Below are 17851 nucleotides of genomic sequence, written 5' to 3' on the forward strand. Positions count from 1 at the left end.
CCGGGCCGGTTCAGTCCGACCCCCCGGGGCTGAACCCTTGGCGGCCCCCGTCCCTCCCCCCTGGCGGGGGCCGCCTTCTTAACCTCACGCTCGCCTTTCGCGAGCCCGGGTTCCGAATCGCCGGACGATTCTGTCGCGCCATTCGCCTTTCCGGAAATCTTTTCCCGTCGGGCCTATTGCGACGCGGGTGCCGCCGCGATCCTGCCACGCCCCACCGACAGAACCGGCGCGCGAGCCGTTCCCCAAGCGGCAGTTGTCCACAACACCCCGGTTGTCCACAGCCCGGCCCCCGACCCGTTGTGCCTCCAGGCCCCCCGCCGCGACGGTGGAACCCGGGCCATCCGAGGCCCGCACCGACGACGGGGGAGGAACACATGGCGGGGGAACGACCGCTCGTGGTCGCCACGGACGAAACCGTGCTCGACGAGATTCTGCGCGTGGCCGCGGTGGCGGGCTGTGAGCTCGACCGTGCCCCGGACCTGACCGCGGCCGGCGGGCAGTGGGCCCGGGCGCCGCTGGTGGTCCTCGACGAGGAAACGGCGTTGCGGCCACCCTCGCTGCCCCGGCGTGGCGGGATCCTCCTGGTCTGCAAGGGCACCCCGGAGCCGAGGACGTGGGAGCACGCGTTCCGCGTCGGCGTCGAGCGCGTGATCTCGTTGCCGGAGGAGGAGACCGAGCTCGCGGGAGCGTTCGCGGACGTCGTCGAGACGCCGGCCGAGCAGGCCGGGCTGGTGCTCGGCGTGGTCGGCGGCCGCGGGGGCGCGGGCGCGTCCGTCTTCGCCGCGACCCTCGCGCTGGCGGCCGACCGCGACCCCGGCGGCGCGCTGCTCGTGGACTGCGATCCGCTGGGCGGCGGTCTGGATCTGTTGCTCGGCTTGGAGAAGACGCCCGGCCCGCGCTGGTCCGAGGTCCGGCTGAGCGGCCGGGTGTCGGTACCAGCGCTGGCCGCCGCGCTGCCCCAGCGCCGTCACCGAGGCGGCAGCCTGCCGGTGCTGGCGTGCGGCCGGGACGGTGAAGGCCCGGGGGTGGAGTCGCTGTCGGCGGTCCTCGCCGCGGGCCGCCGCGCGGGCCGCACGGTGGTCTGCGACCTCCCGCGCACCTTGGGTGACGCGGCCTTGGAAGCGGTCACGGTGGCCGACCTGGTGGTGCTCGTGGTCCCGGTCGAGTTCCGCGCGTGCATGGCGGCGAAGCAGGTGCTGCGCGGGCTGTCGGAGCTGACGGCCCGCCTGGGGGTGGTCGCGTGTGGACGGTCCCGCTCCGGAGTCTCACCCGCCCAGACGGCCGGCCTCCTCGGGCCGCCTCTGCTGGCTTCGATGCCCCTGGAGCGAGGCCTGCCCGCGGCCGTGGAGCGCGGCGAATTCCCGGCCAAGCAGACCGGGCCCCTGTCCACAGCGGCGGCGGACGTCCTGTCCGTAGCCCGCCGCGAAGCCCGGGCGGCGACCCGATGACTTCAGGTCTGCCGACATCCCCGACCCGAGTGGGTGACCTCCTGCTCCCGACGATCCTGACCCTGGCCGGCCGCAACACGGCGAGCGTGAAGCAGTTCCTGGAGCTGTTCCCGCCCCGCAGCTCCCCGTCCCGGCCACCCTCCCAGCCCAAGGCGGTGAACCCGTGACGACCGACTTCGTGGACCGCGTCCGCAACCGCCTCGCCGGCGACCGCCGCCAGGCCGACCCGGTCGCCGTCGCGACCGCGGTCCGTGCCGAGGCGGGCGGCGCCCTCGGCCACGACGCCGTGCTCGACGCCGTCCGCCAGGCCCGCGACGAGTTCGTCGGCGCCGGCCCGCTGGCCCCGCTCCTCGACGACCCGGCGACCACCGACGTCCTCGTCACCGGCCCGGACGAGGTCTGGACGGACGGCCCGCACGGCCTCACCCGCACCGGAATCCGCTTCGAAGGCGAGGAATCCGTCCGCCGCCTGGCCCAGCGCCTCGCGCTGGCGGCCGGCCGTCGCCTCGACGACGCACAGCCCTATGTGGACGGCTGGCTCCCCGGATCCGGCCCGCACGGGCGCATCCGCGTGCACGCCGTCCTCCCGCCGGTCGCGGCCAACGGCACCTGCCTGTCCCTGCGCGTCCTCCGCCCGGCCACGCACGACCTCGCCGCCCTGGAAGAGCTCGGCGCGTTCGACGCGAGCGGCGCGAAACTGCTGCAGCACGTCGTGACGCGGCGAATGGCGTTCCTCGTCACCGGCGGCACCGGCGCGGGCAAGACCACCCTGCTGGCCGCGTTGCTCGGCGCGGTCGACCCGCGCGAGCGGATCGTCTGCGTCGAGGACGCCGGCGAGCTGCAGCCCGCGCACCCGCAGTTCGTCGGCCTCGTCGCCCGGCCGGCCAATGTGGAGGGTGCGGGCGCGGTCGGCCTGCCCGAACTGGTGCGCCAGGCCTTGCGCATGCGCCCCGACCGGCTGGTCGTCGGCGAGGTCCGCGGCGCCGAGGTCGGCGCCCTGCTCACCGCCCTGAACACCGGCCACGACGGCGGCGCCTGCACGCTCCACGCCAACTCCCCGGCCGAGGTGCCCGCACGCATCGAGGCGCTGGCCGCACTCGGTGGGCTGGGCCGTGACGCCGTGCACAGCCAGCTCGTCGCGGCGGTCCGCGTCGTCCTCCACATGCGACGCGAGCCGGGCGGCCGACGCCGTCTCGCCGAAGTCGGCGTGCTCCGCGGCGAGCACGGCCGCGCGCGGGTGGTGCCGGTGTGGCGCGCGGGCCGCTGGACGGTCGACCGCCACCTCTTCGTGACGACGGGATCCCTCACGTGCTGACTTCGCTTACCGGACAACGTTTCCCGCACCGTCGAAGGAGAGACCGATGATCACCGCGTGGCTCCCGCTGTGCGTCGGCGCGGCCCTGGCGTGCTGGCCCGCGGCGCCGGACCGGCTGCAGGTCGTGGTGGAACATCCGGCGCCGAAGTCCCGCAGTCGGCTGCCCGAGCTGTGGCCGGTCGTCCGCTGGCTGCTCCCCGCCGCGCTGGCGGGTCTGCTCGCCGGAGTCGGCGGCGCTGTCGCCGTCGGAGTGCTGACGCTGGCGTGGCGTCAGGAATGGCAGGCCCACCGCCGCGCGAACCGGGACCTCGCGATGGCCGCGCACACGGCGACCGCGTTGCGGACGATGGTCGCCGAGCTGCGCGCCGGCGCCCACCCGGTGACCGCGGCGGAGGCCGCCGCCGAAGTCGTCCCCGCGGTCTCGGCGGACTTGCGTGCCCTGGCGGCCGCGGCCCGCCTGGACGGTGAGCTGCGGGCACCGGCCATCCCGGAACTGGCCACGGCGTGGACGTTGGGCAGGCGCTACGGCCTGCCGATGGCCGACGTCCTGGACGCGGCCCGCCGCGATGCCGAAGCCGCGCTGGCGTACGCCCGCCGGATGCGCGCGAAACTGGCCGGCCCACGCTCGAGCGCGGCGGTGCTCACCGGTCTCCCGGTGCTGTGCGTGCTCCTCGGGCAGGCGATGGGCGCGTCACCGCTGTCGGTGTTGATCGAAAGCACGCCCGGGCAGCTCCTCCTGGTCCTGGGCAGCGTCCTCCTCTGGGCAGGAACGGCCTGGTGCCGCGCCCTGACCGGCCGAGTGCGGCTCCGATGAACGCGGCGGCACTCCTACTGTTGGCCGGCGCGGTCGTCACCTGGCCGACCGACGCCACGGCGGCCCGGCGATTCGCTTGGCTGAGGGCCGCCCGAAGACCCGAGCCCGTTCGCAAGTGGCCGGGCGCAGTCCCGCACATCGCGACGACCTTGGGCGGCGTCTCGCTGGCGGTACTCGTCGGCGGCCTGGCCGGGATCGTCGTGGGCGCGCTCGTGACCGCCGCCGGCTGGTGGGCGATCGGCCGTTCCCGGCGACCACGCGCACCCACGGCCGACATCGCCACTAGACTGCGGCTCGCGGGCACGCTCGACCTCCTGGCGGCCTGCCTGCGAGCGGGCCTCCCGGTCCCGACGGCGCTCGACGCGGTCTCCGGCGCCGCACCCACCGAGGCAGCCACGGCGTTGCGATCAGCCGCGGCCCTGCTCGCCCTCGGCTCGGAGCCCGGCGAGGCCTGGGCGCCGGTGCAGGCGCTCCCAGGCCTCGACGAACTGGCGGTCGCGGCGATCCGCACCTCCCGCTCGGGCGCGGCGTTCGCCACGGCCGCCGCTGACCTCGCCGAGCGGTTCCGCGAGGAGCTGGCCACCGAGGCCGAGGAACGCGCCGAACGGGCCGGAGTGGCGCTGGCCCTGCCGGTGGGTCTGCTCTTCCTGCCCGCCTTCTTCTGCCTGGGCGTCCTGCCGGTCGTCCTGGGCCTGGCCGCCCGTCTCGGCCCCCTCTTCTGACCTCTTTATCGAAGGGAATCCCCATGAACACGCCCCACCGACGTCCCACCAACGACGACGGCTCCACAACGGTCGAGTACGCCATCGTCACGGTCGCGGTAGCGGCTTTCGCGGCCGTCCTCTACACCCTGCTCACGGGGGACTCGGTCGTCTCGTGGCTGACGAGCCTGGTCATGAAGGCCTTGTCGGTCCCGTCATGACCCGCCGCGACGACGGCTCGGTCACGGTCGAAGCAGCCCTCGGGCTGGCCGGCCTCACAGTGCTGGGGCTGTTGCTGTTGGCGGCAACGACGATGGTGACAGCCCAGCTCCACTGCACAGACGCGGCCCGCGAGGCAGCGCGCCTCCTAGCCAGAGGCCAACCCACCCAGGCCGAGGCGGCGGTCCACCAGATCGCACCACCGGGAGCAACCCTCGACGTCCAGCACATGGGCGAAGAAATCACGGTCAGAGTGGCAGCCCACCCAGCCGACACCCTCCTGCCGATGATCACCTTGAAGGCGACGGCGTACGCCCTGGCCGAGCCAGGCGCAGAGGCCCCCAATGCCTCACGCTGACAACCAGAGGGCCGGAACACGGCACAGTCCGCGCACCGCTGGCCGCCCTAACACCAAGACGCGATGCCGCACAGCGGCAACCGCGCGGATGCGTAGCCGCCAAGCCGCCTCCACCACGAAGGCGGACAGCGGAGCGGCGACAATCTGGACAGCAGTGGCAGTCGCGGCGCTAACGGGAATAGCAGTGCTCGGCCTCTGGCTGAGCACGGCGACCATCGCCCGGCACCAAGTCGAATCGGCAGCCGACCTGGGAGCCCTAGCAGCGGCATCACACGCATCAGAGGGCCCGGACAAAGCCTGCGGCCGCGCCCGCTGGGTGACCGAACGCATGGGAGTCACACTGCTGACCTGCCGCTGGCAAAGACTGGACGCCCTAATCGAGGTAGAAGCCCCAAGCTCAAAGTTCGCCGGACTACCCGCCCCATCAGCACACGCCCGAGCAGGCCCCGTCAACGAACCACCCTGACCCGGCCCACACCGGCCACCCACGTTGGCAACCAAGTGCCGAGGCCGACCAGCCTCGCTGGCCGACCACAGTGCCCCGCCCCGCCGACCACCCCCGGCCAAACCAACCCACGAGGACCTAGCTGCACCGAACCGGCCCACTGTCCAACCGTCGTGACCATCTGCGCCGCAGACCAGCGTCCGTGAGCGGCATCGAGCAGGGTCACCAGCGAAGCCGGTTAAGCCGTGCGTGCGCGTGAGCCGACCCCGCAAGCGGTGAACCGAGCACATGCTCGGCGGCGAGCCTGGCCAAGCCCAACTGCTGTCCGTGCAGACCGCTGGCCACCGCCCGCGCTCGCCGAGCAAGAGACTCGACCCCTGTCACATGCGGTGAACAGCTGCGGCGACCGAAGGGCGCCAAGTGACTGGCCGTTCACCAACGCGCCAACCAGCGGGGACCCGCCGCACCGGCAATGTGCCGCCTGGAATCGCCGCTCGCCTTCCATCGGGCTGACTCGCCGGTGTGGTCGACCGGCGGACGCCGACCGGTCGGTATGCGGGGGTGACCGGCGCGGCGGGTGGGCCGCGCGATGAGCGGTGGTTGGTCACGCGCAGCGGTCATCAGTGCACGGTGAGCGGTCAAAACCCTCTCTCACCTGGGCTGATGGGTGGCCTGTGTGGGCTCTGTGAGGCCTCCGGCGGGTGTCAATCCTGGGGTTCACCGCGACGAACGGTCTTTGTTTGCCTGCCGTTCACCGTCGGAGGCCCGTCAGTCCGTTCGGTCCGGCGTAGGGACTACTGGGCGCTCATCGCCCCGTAACCACCGGTTGTCGCGTGGGGGTTCCGGGCAATGTGCAACTTGCCGTTAAGTGAGACGTGCGACACCACGGCAGGGTCTCGGGGGGTCGCGACGAACCAGACCTCACAGGCAGGAAAGACATGTTGGACGCGAATTGGCCGGACAGCTGGCGCGGCGCCTTCCGCATCGAAATGCGGGCGGAGGCGATCGGTCTCGCCTGGCGTGGCTGGCCGGTGCTGCCGGGCGTCAACCCCGCGCCGCTCACCGAGGGCGACGACCTCACCTGGCGCCGTCCCGTTCCGGCCAGTGACAACTGGCGCGAGCAGATCGGCACCCACGCTCACGAGGTCGCCACCTGGTTCTCCGACCGCACTCACAGCCTGCTCGTCGCGACCGGCACCGTGCTCGACGCCATCGAGGTCGACGACGAACTCGGCAAGCGCGCCTGCCGCCTGCTCCGCGCCCTCGGCCACCCGGCGCCCATCATCGCGCTGCCGAACGGCCGCTGGCTCTTCCTCACCACCGCCGCCGACAGCATCCCGGCGGAGCTCGCCTCCCGCGCCACGATCCAGTGGCACGGCAAGGACAGCTGGATCCCGCTGCCTCCCTCGCCGTTCCAGCACGGTGTCGTGCACTGGCGCGTCAAGCCCGAGGTCTGCGGCTGGCAGCTGCCGGACGCCACCGAGGTGCACGACGTGCTCGTCCGTGCACTGGCCGGCGCCGACGCCGCCCTGCTGGTTCAGACCACTGCGGCCTGAGTCACTCCGAACCACCGCCCCAGGCCGGTCCCAGCCCGGCCGAGGCGGAGCAGGACACAACTCCATGGACCACTGAGTGGCCGTTCTAGGCGCCGTGTTGACGCAATGCCCCGAGCACGGTTCCGAGAACTGCCACCGCCCCCGCCTTGTCCAGCGGTTCGTTGCCGTTCCCGCACTTCGGCGACTGAACGCAGGACGGGCATCCCGTCGGGCACTCGCAGGAGACGATCGCCTCCCGCGTTGCGACCAGCCACGGGACAATCGCGGCATAACCGCGCTCGGCAAATCCCGCACCCCCGGGATGGCCGTCGTGCACGAACACCGTTGCCTCCCCGGTGTCTTCGTGCCACGCGGTACTCACCCCGCCGATGTCCCATCGGTCGCACGTAGCAAAAAGCGGTAGCAGGCCGATCGCCGCGTGCTCGGCGGCATGCAGGGCACCGGGGACCCGTGCCGGAACCAATCCGGCACCCCCCGGTGTCCTGCCACCCTCGTGAACGGGCCCCCGACCGTTCGCCAGGGTTTCCTCCCCGGTCCCCACCGTCCCCGCAGATTCGGTCCCCACCCGATGGCCCCCGGTCCCCGCCTCGCCATCGGCCCCAAATCCGCGGACGACCTCACCCGAGCCGACCATCACCGGCCCGCCGCCGACGACGACGTTCTCGCGGTCGGCCGAATCTCGAACGGCAGCCTTATGGCCAGCGGAATCCCGAGTGATCGAGCCACGGTCGCCCGAGTGCCGCTCGGCCGAATCCCGTCCGCTGGAGTTCTCGCCATCCGCACCTCGCCCGATCGGGCCACGACCACTCAGATCCTGATCGTCCGCCACGCGGTAGCCCGAATTCTGGTCGGCCACGCCATCGCCGCCCGAGTCCCGCTCGGCCGCGCCGCGGTCGCCCGAACCCAGGGCCGCCGCGCGTGGAGGCTCGCTAGGGCCGAGCAGGTGCGACGAGATCGTGTACCAGACCGCCCGCGTGTGGAGGCTTTGCTCCGGCAGGTCCAACGGTGTCGAGTCCAGCACCTCGCCCGATGGGCGTCTTCGCAGGTAGCCCACTACCTGGGATGTCACCGCTACCTCGCCCAGGCAGATGCTTACTCCGCCGAAGTCCTGCTTCTCCTGGGTGCTCAGCACCGAGATGTCCACGATCTCGCGCGGCGTTGTCGTCCAGTCCGGGTTCTCCGCGTGCACCAGTGCCAGGCCCTGCTCCAAGTCCAGCTCGTCCACTACGTACGACGAACCCTGGTGCAGGTAGACCGCGCCGGGGTGGACGGCGAAGCAGGCCGAGCCCGGGTCGACCGTGCCCAGCATTCGGCCGGAGTCCGACTCCACCACCGCTATCTGCTCGCCGCCCGTTCCGCGGATGCCGACGTCGGCGTGGGGGCGGTCGCGGGATGTCCAGTACCAGCCGCTCGATCGGCGGCGCAGCAGTTTCTGCTCCGCCAGTTCCGTGAGCACCGCCTGGGCGGCCGCGCCGCCGAACATCTCCAGTTCCGGGACCGTCAGCGGCAGCTCGGCGACGGCGCACGCGAGCTGCGGCGCCAGCACGTACGGGTTCGACGGGTCTAGCACCGCCGACTCCACCGGCCTCTCGAGCAACGCCGCCGGGTGGTGCACCAGGTACGTGTCCAGCGGGTCGTCGCGTGCGACGAACACCACCAGCGCCGAGTCGCCCGAACGACCCGCGCGGCCGGCCTGCTGCCAGAACGACGCGAGCGTGCCCGGGTAGCCGGCCAGCACCACCGCGTCCAGCCCCGCGATGTCGACGCCCAGCTCCAGCGCGTTGGTCGTCGCGACGCCCAGCAACCGGCCCGACAGCAACGCCGCTTCGAGGGCCCGACGCTCCTCCGGTAGGTAGCCAGATCTGTACGCCGCAACGGTTCCTGCTAAGCGGGGGTCCACTTCGGACAGTATGCGACGCGCACCCAGCGCGGCCAGCTCCGCGCCCCGGCGCGAGCGGATGAAGGCCAGCGACCGCGCGCCCTCGACGACCAGGTCGGCGAGGATCCGCGACGCCTCCGCACCGGCCGACCGCCGGACCGGTGCGCCGTTCTCACCCGTCAGCTCCTCCAGCAGCGGCGGCTCCCACAACGCCACCGTGCGCGCGCCGCGCGGCGACGCGTCATCGGTGACGGCGACACACGGAACTCCAGTCAGCCGCGAAGCGAAAGAAGCCGGCGAAGCCGTTGTCGCGGAGGCCAGTACGAACACCGGCGAAGCGCCGTAGTGCTCCGCCACCCGCCGAAGCCGGCGCAGCAACAGGGCGACGTGCGACCCGAAGACTCCGCGATAGCTGTGGCACTCGTCGACGACGACGCAGCCGAGCCGCCGGAAGAACGGCGCCCACCGCCCGTGCGCCGAGAGGATTCCGCGGTGCAGCATGTCCGGGTTGGTGAAGACCCAGTTCGCGTGCGCGCGCACCCAGTCGCGTTCGACCATCGGTGTGTCCCCGTCGAACGCCGCCGCCCGGACGCCGGACACGTCCAAAGAGGACACCGACCGCAGCTGGTCCGCGCCCAGCGCCTTGGTCGGCGACAGGTACAGCGCCGTCGTCTTCTCACCCGCGGCCAGCCGGGACAGCACCGGCAGCTGGTAAGCGAGCGACTTGCCGGACGCCGTGCCGGTCGAAATCACGACATGACGACCCTCGTACGCGTGCGACGCCGCCTCCGCCTGGTGCGCCCACGGCGACGGGACGCCGCAGTCACGCAGAGCGTTCACGACCGCCGGATCCGCCCACGACGGCCACGGCGAGAAGCGCGCCGCGCGGCCCGGCAGGTCCGCGACGTGCGTGATCGGGTCTTCGCGCGCCGGGATGCCCGCGGTCACCCGCCCCAGCAGCCGCCGCCCACGTGAATCGTCCACTCGCCGAGCTTGGCACAGGGGTCCGACAGTTCCGGCGCATCCCAGCAGGGCCAACGGATCGGCGGCAGAGTGATCGATCAAGTGAGGAGGCTCACAAGGTAACGGATTGTACCGACCCTGGGACGGCTTGTCGGGCCTGGTTGCAGTACCAATACACTCCCGCAATCCACACTCTCTGTGGTGAGCGTCATGTGAGACGTGCGTTGCTGCCCGGCTAGCGTGTCGCTCGGTACAGGGTCCAAGCCAGCGTCGGCCGTGTCGAACCTCGGCCTGCCGTCGACGCTGGCGCATGTCGACGTCTCCTGGAGGACGAATGGCACGGCAGTTCCTCGCGGAGGGCGGCAACATCACGCTCTCCGGAGGTGGCTACACGATCGTCGGTGTAGTCGCCGTGGTCGCGCTTGCCGCACTCGTCATCGGCTACGTCTTGCTCAAGGAGGTGCTGGCCGCGGGCCAGGGCACCGCCAAGATGCAGGACATCGCCAAGGCGGTGCAGGAAGGCGCGGCCGCTTACCTCAAGCGGCAGCGGAACACTCTCGCCATTTTCGGCGCGATCGTGTTCCTCCTGCTCTTCGCACTTCCCGCCGACGACTGGAACGAGAAGATCGGCCGCTCGCTCTTCTTCCTGGTCGGCGCCGGCTTCTCGTTCGCGATCGGTTACCTCGGCATGTGGCTGGCGACGCAGGCGAACCTGCGCGTGGCCGCCGCGTCGCGTGAGGAAGGCGGCCGCGAGACCGCTATGCGCGTGGCCTTCCGCACCGGTGGTGTGGTCGGCATGATCACCGTCGGCCTCGGCCTGTTCGGTGCCGCGGTCGTCGTGCTGGTGTACACCGGCCAGGCGCCCAAGGTCCTCGAAGGCTTCGGTTTCGGCGCCGCGCTGATCGCCATGTTCATGCGTGTCGGCGGCGGCATCTTCACCAAGGCCGCCGACGTCGGCGCGGACCTGGTCGGCAAGGTCGAGCAGGGCATCCCGGAGGACGACCCCCGCAACGCCGCGACCATCGCGGACAACGTCGGTGACAACGTGGGTGACTGCGCCGGCATGGCGGCGGACCTCTTCGAGTCCTACGCCGTCATGCTCGTCGCCGCCCTGATCCTGGGCAGCACGGCCTTCGGCGTGCACGGCCTGATCTTCCCGCTGATCGTGCCGGCCATCGGCGTGATCACCGCGGTGATCGGTGTCTACATCACGAAGGCGCGCGTCGGCGAGCCCGGTCTCGTCACGATCAACCGCTCCTTCTACATCTCCGCGGTCATTTCCGCGGTGCTGTCGGCGATCGCGGCGTTCGTGTACCTGCCGAGCAGCTTCTCGGACTTCGGTGCGGGCTTCGAAAACTCGGGCAACCCGGCGGTCATCGCGACCATCGCGGTGATCATCGGCATCGTGCTCGCCGCGGTCATCCTGAAGCTGACGGGTTACTACACCGGCACCGAGTACAAGCCGGTGAAGGACGTCGCGCAGACGTCGGAGACCGGTGGCGCGACCGTCATCCTCTCCGGCATCTCGGTCGGTTTCGAGTCCGCTGTGTACACCGCACTGGTGATCGCCGCGGCCGTGTTCGGCGCGTACCTCCTGGGCGGCGGCGTCGCGCTGTTCGCCGTGGCGCTCGCCGGTACCGGCCTGCTGACCACCGTCGGCGTCATCGTCGCGATGGACACCTTCGGCCCGGTTTCGGACAACGCGCAGGGCATCGCCGAGATGTCGGGCGACGTCGACGAGAAGGCCGCGCAGATCCTCACCGAGCTGGACGCGGTCGGCAACACCACCAAGGCGATCACCAAGGGCATCGCGATCGCCACGGCGGTCCTCGCGGCGACGGCGCTGTTCGGTTCCTACTCGGACGCGATCGCGAAGACGCTGACCGGCATGGGCACCGGCGTCGCCGACGGCATCGCCGGGGCGAACTCGTTCGTCAACACGATCGTCAGCCCGAACACCCTCGTCGGCGTCATCGTCGGCGCGGCTGTGGTGTTCATGTTCTCCGGTCTCGCCGTCAACGCGGTCTCCCGCGCCGCCGGCGCGGTGGTCTACGAGGTCCGTCGCCAGTTCCGCGACATCCCCGGGATCATGGAGGGCACCACCCGTCCCGAGTACGGCCGGGTCGTCGACATCGTCACGCGCGACTCGCTGCGTGAGCTGACGACGCCGGGTCTGCTGGCGGTCTTCGCCCCGATCGCGGTCGGTTTCGGCCTGGGCACCGGCGCGCTCGCCGGCTACCTGGCCGGCGCGATCGCGTGCGGCACCCTGATGGCGATCTTCCTCGCCAACTCCGGTGGCGCGTGGGACAACGCGAAGAAGCTCGTGGAGGACGGCAACCACGGTGGCAAGGGCTCGTCCGCGCACGAGGCCACCATCATCGGTGACACCGTGGGTGACCCGTTCAAGGACACCGCCGGCCCGGCGATCAACCCGCTGATCAAGGTGATGAACCTGGTCTCCGTGCTGATCGCGCCCGCCATCGTGCAGTTCTCGATCGGCCCGGACCAGAACACCGCGGTGCGCATCATCATCTCGCTGGTCGCGGTCGCCGTGATCGTGGCGGCGATCGTGGTCTCGAAGCGGCGGGGAACGGTCCTCACGGACACCCCGACGGAGATCAAGGCCTGATCCTCGCGGTACCCGTTCACGGGCCCGGCACGCAGCGTCGCGTGCCGGGCCCGTGGCGTGCCGGGGCATCCCACGCCGGGACGGCGAGTTGCGAAGCGGCACCGAGTCGGTACCGTCGGGCTCTCCGGGACGTCGTCGAGCAGGAGGTGTGCAGGTGCGGCCGCGGTCAACCGTCTTAGCCGCTCTGACCACGACGATCACGATCGGCCTCGCCGGCTGCGGGCAGCAAGCCGCCACGCAGCCGCCGGCGCGGGACCAGGGTCTGTCGGTGACGACCGTGGTGCCGCAGGCCGATCCCGCGGCGAGATGGGCGGACGCCTACTGCGGCGCGGTGGGCGGCCTGGTCCGCACCCTGGCTTCGCTCCCGACGGTCGATCCGAGCACACCGCAGCAGGCGTCCCGGACGTCGAGCGAGCTGCTCTCGTCGGTGGTCGGCGGGCTCGACCGGAGCCTGGCCGGGCTGACCGCGCTCGGCGCGCCGCCCGTGCCCGCCGCCGACGGCGGCCGCGAGGACGTCATCGGGCAGTTCACCGAGATCCGCACGCAGGCCGAGAACGCGCGTCAGCGCATCGACGCGGTCCGCGGCGACGCGGCGGCGACCAAGGAGGCCCTCGGCGAGGCCAGGGCCACGCTGGACCGCATCGACGCGCTCGACTACCTCAAGGGCCTCAAGGACGTCCCGGCCCTGGAGGCGGCGCAGCAGCGGGCCCCCGGCTGCCGTCAGCTCGACGGGCCGCCACGCTGAAAGATCCCGTGACCCTCGCCACGAATCGAACTTGTGTTCTAGTATGGCGCGGTGGATCGGACGATCTCGCTCTTCTCCGCGGAGGCCAGCGGGCCCGGCCTGGGCGACCTGGCCGGGCTCTTGTGCTGCCACGGTCAGATCACCGGGTTCGGGCGCACCGCCGCGCGGCTTTCGGTGGTCGTCGAGGAGCCGTGGCGGGCGCACATCCTCGCGCGTGAGCTGCGGCAGCGTGGCGCGGACGCCCAGGTTTCCAAGGCCGACTGCGGCAACCCGCAGGTCCGGACGTCGTTCCGGGTGGACCTGCTCCCGATGGCGGTGAAATGGCTGCGCACGGGCTGCGCCGGCCCGGTGGAGGACGACTCGGGCAAGGCGGTGCCGGACGGCTTCCGGCTGAGCGGGGCGATGCTGCGGATGTGGGCGCTGGCCGGCGGCCGGCCCGGCACGCAGGGCTACCTGCTGGCCGTCGACCCGCTGGCGCCCGGCATGCACGAGCGGCTGGTCGACGCGCTGACGCCGCTGGGCGTCCTGGCCAAGCTGACCGGCCCGAAAGCCGAGGTCCCGGCCGTGAAGGTCACCGGGAAACGCCGGTTGGAGGCGCTGCTGGAGCTGATCGGCGAGCCGCCGCCGGGCGCCGAAGCGGCGTGGCCCGGGGCGGTGCCGGCGGAGGTGGAACCGCACCCGGAGGCCGTGACGAGCACGGCCTGACCGGGTGCGGCCGCCGCGTCAGGGCCGGGGCAGGGTGCAGCCGGCCTGGGTGAGGGCGATCTCGTTGGCCGCGGTGAGGCAGGCCGGGATGCCGTAGGTCTCTTCGCCGTAGTTCGTCAGGTGGTGCACGGTGACGTTGCCGGCCTGGTCGACCTCGCACGGGTTGTTCTCCGTGCAGCGCTGGCCGTCTTCGTTGCCGGTGTTGTTGACGCCGACGACCTTGCCGCCGGAGATGATCGGAGAGCCCGAGGTCCCGCCGATGGTCTGGCACGCGGAGGTGTAGCGGATCGAGTCCTTCCAGGTCCAGCTGCCCTCCTTGAGCCGGTAGACGAACCCGTCGATGTTGCAGGAGTAGACGCGCTTCCAGTAGCCGGAGACGACGTCGATCGCGGAGCCGGCGGTCGGGTGCGCGTTCGACAGCTCGAGCGGGGAGATCCCGTAGTTGGACTTGATCTGCGCGTAGGTGGTGGTGAGCTGGTAGAGCGACACGTCGGTGTCGGTCATCGTGCCGTAGATGATCTTCTTCGCGCGGAGCGTGGCCTTGTTGCTCCCGCTGGCCGTGAGCAGCGTGAACGTCCGGGTCGAGGTCTGGTTCGTGATCACCTGGCCGGGGCCGGGGAAGCCGCTTTCGAGGCAGTGGCCGTTGGACATGACGAGGGCGGGCGCGGTGTCCGGCGTGGCGGCCGGCTTGACCACGGAGCCCGAGCAGTTGGACAGCGCCACGGTGCCGGCGAAGTTCGCCGCCGCCGCGTTCGCCGGAGTGACTCCCAGTAATACGGTGGCGGTCACGGCGGTGAGCAGGGCGCCGAGCAGGCGTCGGGTCATGGCGGTTCCTTTCGGCTGGACGGGGAATCCAGTGAAGCGGTCACCTCCACGCGCCCACCACCGTCGAACGGAGGGTATCCGGACGGTCACGCGCTAGGCTGCGCGGCACGTGGCCGAAATCACGTGCCCGGTGTAGAGAGGAAACATCGCCGAGGTCAGCGGCGATGCGGTGGACACGGGCCCAGCGGCGTGTTGGGCCACCTCCACGCCGTCCGGGCTGGGAGAGCGTGCACACTGACAGGCCGAGACGCGGGCTCGGGCCCTCCGTCAGGGGTCCGGACGTGGTGCAGTCCCGCGGCGGCGGGACGAGATGAGCGGAGAGCAGGACAGCGTGGCAGGAGCAGGGACCAAGAAGAACGGAGCCGGGGCGGACAACGGCGCCGGGCACCGGCGGCTCGTGATCGTCGAGTCACCGACCAAGGCCCGCAAGATCGCCCCCTACCTCGGCGGCGGTTACGTCGTCGAGTCCTCCGTCGGGCACATCCGCGACCTGCCGCGCGGCGCCGCCGACGTCCCCGCCCAGTACAAGGGCGAGTCGTGGGCCCGGCTCGGTGTCGACGTCGACAACGACTTCAAGGCCCTCTACGTGGTCACCCCGGACAAGAAGTCCAAGGTCACCGAGCTCAAGGGGCTGCTGAAGGACGTCGACGAGCTCTACCTCGCGACGGACCCCGACCGCGAGGGCGAAGCCATCGCGTGGCACCTGCTCGAGACGCTGAAGCCGAAGGTCCCGGTCCGCCGGATGGTCTTCCACGAGGTCACCGAGCAGGCGATCCTCGCGGCCGCCGACTCGACCCGTGAGCTGGACGTCGACCTCGTCGACGCCCAGGAGACCCGCCGCATCCTCGACCGCCTCTACGGCTACGAGGTCTCGCCGGTGCTGTGGAAGAAGGTCATGCCGAAGCTTTCGGCGGGCCGCGTGCAGTCGGTGGCGACCCGGATCGTGGTCGAGCGCGAACGTGAGCGGATGCGCTTCACCTCGGCGTCCTACTGGGACATCTCGGCGACGATGGACGCGGGTGAAGAGGCGTCACCGCGGAACTTCCCGGCTCGCCTGGTCGCCGTGGACGGCGCGCGCCTGGCCACCGGCCGCGACTTCGGCTCGGACGGGCAGCTCAAGGCCTCGAACAACGAGATCCGCGTGCTGGCCGAGGCCGACGCGCGGCGCCTGGCCGACGCGCTGAAGCAGCGTGACTTCAAGGTCTCGAGCGTCGAAGAGAAGCCGTACACGCGGAAGCCGTACGCGCCGTTCATGACCTCGACGCTGCAGCAGGAGGCGGGCCGCAAGATGCGGTTCACCTCGGAGCGCACCATGCGGATCGCGCAGAAGCTGTACGAGAACGGTTACATCACTTACATGCGTACCGACTCGACGACCCTGTCGGAGTCGGCGATCTCGGCGGCGCGCAGCCAGGCCACGCAGCTGTACGGCAAGGAGTACGTCTCGCCGTCGCCGCGCCAGTACACCCGCAAGGTGAAGAACGCGCAGGAAGCGCACGAGGCGATCCGGCCGTCGGGCGAGGTCTTCCGCACGCCGGGCCAGGTCGCGAGCGAGCTGGACACCGACGAGTACCGCCTCTACGAGATGATCTGGCAGCGCACGATCGCCTCGCAGATGACCGACGCCAAGGGCACCACGATGTCGGTGCGCATCGTCGGCAACGCGACGTCGGGCGAGGAGTGCACCTTCGCGGCTTCGGGCCGCACGATCACGTTCGCGGGCTTCCTGAAGGCGTACGTCGAAGCGGTCGACACCGAGACCGGTGGCGACGCCGACGACAAGCAGAGCCGCCTGCCGGTGCTCGAGAAGGACCAGGACCTCACCGCGACCGAGCTGAGCCCGGACGGGCACACGACGTCGCCGCCGGCCCGGTACTCCGAGCCGAGCCTGGTCAGCAAGCTGGAAGAGCTGGGCATCGGCCGCCCGTCGACGTACGCGTCGATCATCAAGACCATCCAGGACCGCGGTTACGTCTGGAAGAAGGGCTCCGCGCTCGTTCCGTCATGGGTCGCGTTCGCCGTGATCGGCCTGATGGAACGGCACTTCGAGCGGCTGGTCGACTACGACTTCACCGCCGGCATGGAGGACGAGCTCGACCGCATCGCCAACGGCGACGAGCAGCGCGGGCAGTGGCTGTCGAAGTTCTACTTCGGCGGCGACATGGGCGTCGACGGCTCGATCGGCCGCCTCGGCGGGCTGAAGAAGCTGGTCGAGGGCAGTGTCGAGGACATCGACGCGCGGGAGATCAACTCGATCCCGCTGTTCAACGACTCCGAAGGCCACAAGGTCGTCGTCCGCGTCGGCCGCTACGGGCCGTACCTGGAGCGCGAGGTCGACGGGAACTCGCAGCGCGCGAACCTGCCCGAAGACCTGCCGCCGGACGAGCTGTCCCTGGAGCTGGCGGAGAAGCTGTTCGCGACCCCGCAGGAGGGTCGCACGCTGGGCGCCGACCCGGTGAGCGGGCACGACATCGTCGCGAAGGAAGGCCGCTTCGGGCCGTACGTGACCGAGGTGCTGCCGGAGGCCGAGCCGCTGCCCGAGACCGCGACGGCCGCGCAGAAGAAGGCCGCGAAGGCGAAGCAGCCGAAGCCGCGCACCGGTTCGCTGTTCAAGTCGATGGACATCGAGTCGGTGACGCTCGAAGACGCGCTGAAGCTGCTTTCGCTGCCGCGCGTGGTCGGCAAGGACCCGGAGTCCGGTGACGAGATCACGGCGCAGAACGGGCGCTACGGGCCGTACCTGAAGAAGGGCACGGACTCGCGTTCGCTCGCGACCGAGGACCAGCTGTTCTCGATCACCGTCGAAGAGGCGCTGAAGATCTACGCGGAGCCGAAGCAGCGCGGCCGGTCGGCCACGGCGAAGCCGCCGCTCAAGGAGCTCGGCGAGGACCCGGTGTCGAAGAAGCCGATGGTGGTCAAGGACGGCCGGTTCGGCCCGTACGTGACCGACGGCGAGTACAACGCGACGCTGCGCAAGGGTGACGAGATCGAGGAGCTCACCACCGAACGCGCGTCCGAGCTGCTGGCGGAGAAGCGGGCCAAGGGCCCGGCGCCGAAGCGGAAGGCGCCGGCGCGCAAACCCGCTTCGACGACGGCGAAGACGGTCAAGGCGGGCACGAGCAAGACCGCCAAGGCTGCGGCCACGAAGTCCACCGCGACGAAGACCGCCCCGAAGCGCACCACGGCCACCAAGGCGAAGTAGCGCTCCCAGGAAGTCCGTGAAGGCCTCCTTACCGGCTCTTATGGCCG

The 17851-nt window shown here is 71.2% G+C and carries 15 protein-coding genes; 13 read left to right on the forward strand and 2 right to left on the reverse strand.

The window, feature by feature from the left end; translation table 11 throughout:
* Positions 1 to 374: 374 nt before the first annotated feature.
* The 9 genes from ssd to OG570_RS14230 all read left to right on the forward strand — a co-directional run bounded on the left by ssd (position 375) and on the right by OG570_RS14230 (position 6856).
* Positions 375 to 1448 (forward strand): septum site-determining protein Ssd, encoded by a 1074-nt coding sequence (gene ssd, locus OG570_RS14190; RefSeq protein WP_326956817.1) that lies wholly within the window; start codon positions 375 to 377, stop codon positions 1446 to 1448.
* A 29-nt stretch (positions 1449 to 1477) separates the two neighbouring features.
* On the forward strand, positions 1478 to 1615 hold the full coding sequence (locus OG570_RS14195; protein WP_326944966.1) for a hypothetical protein: 138 nt from the start codon (positions 1478 to 1480) through the stop codon (positions 1613 to 1615).
* A complete protein-coding gene (locus OG570_RS14200) occupies positions 1612 to 2763 on the forward strand; it encodes a TadA family conjugal transfer-associated ATPase (RefSeq protein WP_326956819.1) in 1152 nt (383 codons plus the stop codon). Before OG570_RS14195 ends, OG570_RS14200 begins: the two co-directional genes overlap by 4 nt.
* 46 nt (positions 2764 to 2809) lie before the next feature.
* Complete coding sequence (locus OG570_RS14205; protein WP_326956821.1) at positions 2810 to 3577, forward strand: type II secretion system F family protein; 768 nt, start codon at positions 2810 to 2812, stop codon at positions 3575 to 3577.
* A gap of 20 nt (positions 3578 to 3597) precedes the next feature.
* On the forward strand, positions 3598 to 4299 hold the full coding sequence (locus tag OG570_RS14210; RefSeq protein ID WP_442788270.1) for a type II secretion system F family protein: 702 nt from the start codon (positions 3598 to 3600) through the stop codon (positions 4297 to 4299).
* Positions 4300 to 4322: 23 nt separating this feature from the next.
* The gene (locus OG570_RS14215; RefSeq protein WP_326944962.1) at positions 4323 to 4499 is read left to right on the forward strand and encodes a DUF4244 domain-containing protein; all 177 of its coding nucleotides are present in this window, start codon (positions 4323 to 4325) and stop codon (positions 4497 to 4499) included.
* Positions 4496 to 4855 carry a TadE family type IV pilus minor pilin gene (locus tag OG570_RS14220; RefSeq protein ID WP_326956823.1) on the forward strand — a complete coding sequence of 120 codons (360 nt, stop codon included), beginning with the start codon at positions 4496 to 4498 and terminating at the stop codon, positions 4853 to 4855. The genes OG570_RS14215 and OG570_RS14220 overlap by 4 nt, the downstream gene beginning before the upstream one ends.
* A gap of 88 nt (positions 4856 to 4943) precedes the next feature.
* Positions 4944 to 5321, forward strand: coding sequence for an Rv3654c family TadE-like protein (locus OG570_RS14225; RefSeq protein ID WP_326956825.1), 378 nt, complete (start codon positions 4944 to 4946; stop codon positions 5319 to 5321).
* Between the two features lie 917 nt (positions 5322 to 6238).
* Positions 6239 to 6856, forward strand: coding sequence for a bifunctional DNA primase/polymerase (locus tag OG570_RS14230; protein WP_247058836.1), 618 nt, complete (start codon positions 6239 to 6241; stop codon positions 6854 to 6856).
* An 85-nt stretch (positions 6857 to 6941) separates the two neighbouring features.
* On the opposite strand, the gene OG570_RS14235 is transcribed toward OG570_RS14230, so the two are convergent.
* Positions 6942 to 9683 carry a DEAD/DEAH box helicase gene (locus tag OG570_RS14235; protein WP_326960024.1) on the reverse strand — a complete coding sequence of 914 codons (2742 nt, stop codon included), beginning with the start codon at positions 9681 to 9683 and terminating at the stop codon, positions 6942 to 6944.
* A 349-nt stretch (positions 9684 to 10032) separates the two neighbouring features.
* Between OG570_RS14235 and OG570_RS14240 the strand changes: the two genes are divergently transcribed.
* The 3 genes from OG570_RS14240 to OG570_RS14250 all read left to right on the forward strand — a co-directional run bounded on the left by OG570_RS14240 (position 10033) and on the right by OG570_RS14250 (position 13777).
* Positions 10033 to 12327 (forward strand): sodium-translocating pyrophosphatase, encoded by a 2295-nt coding sequence (locus OG570_RS14240; protein WP_326944959.1) that lies wholly within the window; start codon positions 10033 to 10035, stop codon positions 12325 to 12327.
* Positions 12328 to 12481: 154 nt separating this feature from the next.
* Complete coding sequence (locus tag OG570_RS14245; RefSeq protein WP_326956829.1) at positions 12482 to 13072, forward strand: hypothetical protein; 591 nt, start codon at positions 12482 to 12484, stop codon at positions 13070 to 13072.
* A 51-nt stretch (positions 13073 to 13123) separates the two neighbouring features.
* Complete coding sequence (locus tag OG570_RS14250) at positions 13124 to 13777, forward strand: hypothetical protein (RefSeq protein WP_326956831.1); 654 nt, start codon at positions 13124 to 13126, stop codon at positions 13775 to 13777.
* 18 nt (positions 13778 to 13795) lie between these two features.
* Here the strand turns inward: OG570_RS14250 and OG570_RS14255 are convergent, their stop codons facing one another.
* Positions 13796 to 14602, reverse strand: a complete 807-nt coding sequence (locus OG570_RS14255) for a S1 family peptidase (protein ID WP_326944956.1) — start codon at positions 14600 to 14602, stop codon at positions 13796 to 13798.
* A 310-nt stretch (positions 14603 to 14912) separates the two neighbouring features.
* Between OG570_RS14255 and topA the strand changes: the two genes are divergently transcribed.
* Positions 14913 to 17804 carry a type I DNA topoisomerase gene (topA, locus tag OG570_RS14260; protein ID WP_326944955.1) on the forward strand — a complete coding sequence of 964 codons (2892 nt, stop codon included), beginning with the start codon at positions 14913 to 14915 and terminating at the stop codon, positions 17802 to 17804.
* Positions 17805 to 17851 lie beyond the last annotated feature (47 nt).

Source organism: Amycolatopsis sp. NBC_01286 (assembly GCF_035982555.1).
In the GTDB taxonomy this organism is placed as follows: domain Bacteria; phylum Actinomycetota; class Actinomycetes; order Mycobacteriales; family Pseudonocardiaceae; genus Amycolatopsis.

Coding starts and splice junctions, on each gene's coding strand:
- OG570_RS14225 (WP_326956825.1), top strand. CDS start 4,944: ATGCGTAGCCGCCAAGCCGCCTCCACCACGAAGGCGGACAGCGGAGCG.
- OG570_RS14240 (WP_326944959.1), top strand. CDS start 10,033: ATGGCACGGCAGTTCCTCGCGGAGGGCGGCAACATCACGCTCTCCGGA.
- topA (WP_326944955.1), top strand. CDS start 14,913: ATGAGCGGAGAGCAGGACAGCGTGGCAGGAGCAGGGACCAAGAAGAAC.
- ssd (WP_326956817.1), top strand. CDS start 375: ATGGCGGGGGAACGACCGCTCGTGGTCGCCACGGACGAAACCGTGCTC.
- OG570_RS14205 (WP_326956821.1), top strand. CDS start 2,810: ATGATCACCGCGTGGCTCCCGCTGTGCGTCGGCGCGGCCCTGGCGTGC.
- OG570_RS14215 (WP_326944962.1), top strand. CDS start 4,323: ATGAACACGCCCCACCGACGTCCCACCAACGACGACGGCTCCACAACG.
- OG570_RS14255 (WP_326944956.1), bottom strand. CDS start 14,602: ATGACCCGACGCCTGCTCGGCGCCCTGCTCACCGCCGTGACCGCCACC.
- OG570_RS14220 (WP_326956823.1), top strand. CDS start 4,496: ATGACCCGCCGCGACGACGGCTCGGTCACGGTCGAAGCAGCCCTCGGG.
- OG570_RS14230 (WP_247058836.1), top strand. CDS start 6,239: ATGTTGGACGCGAATTGGCCGGACAGCTGGCGCGGCGCCTTCCGCATC.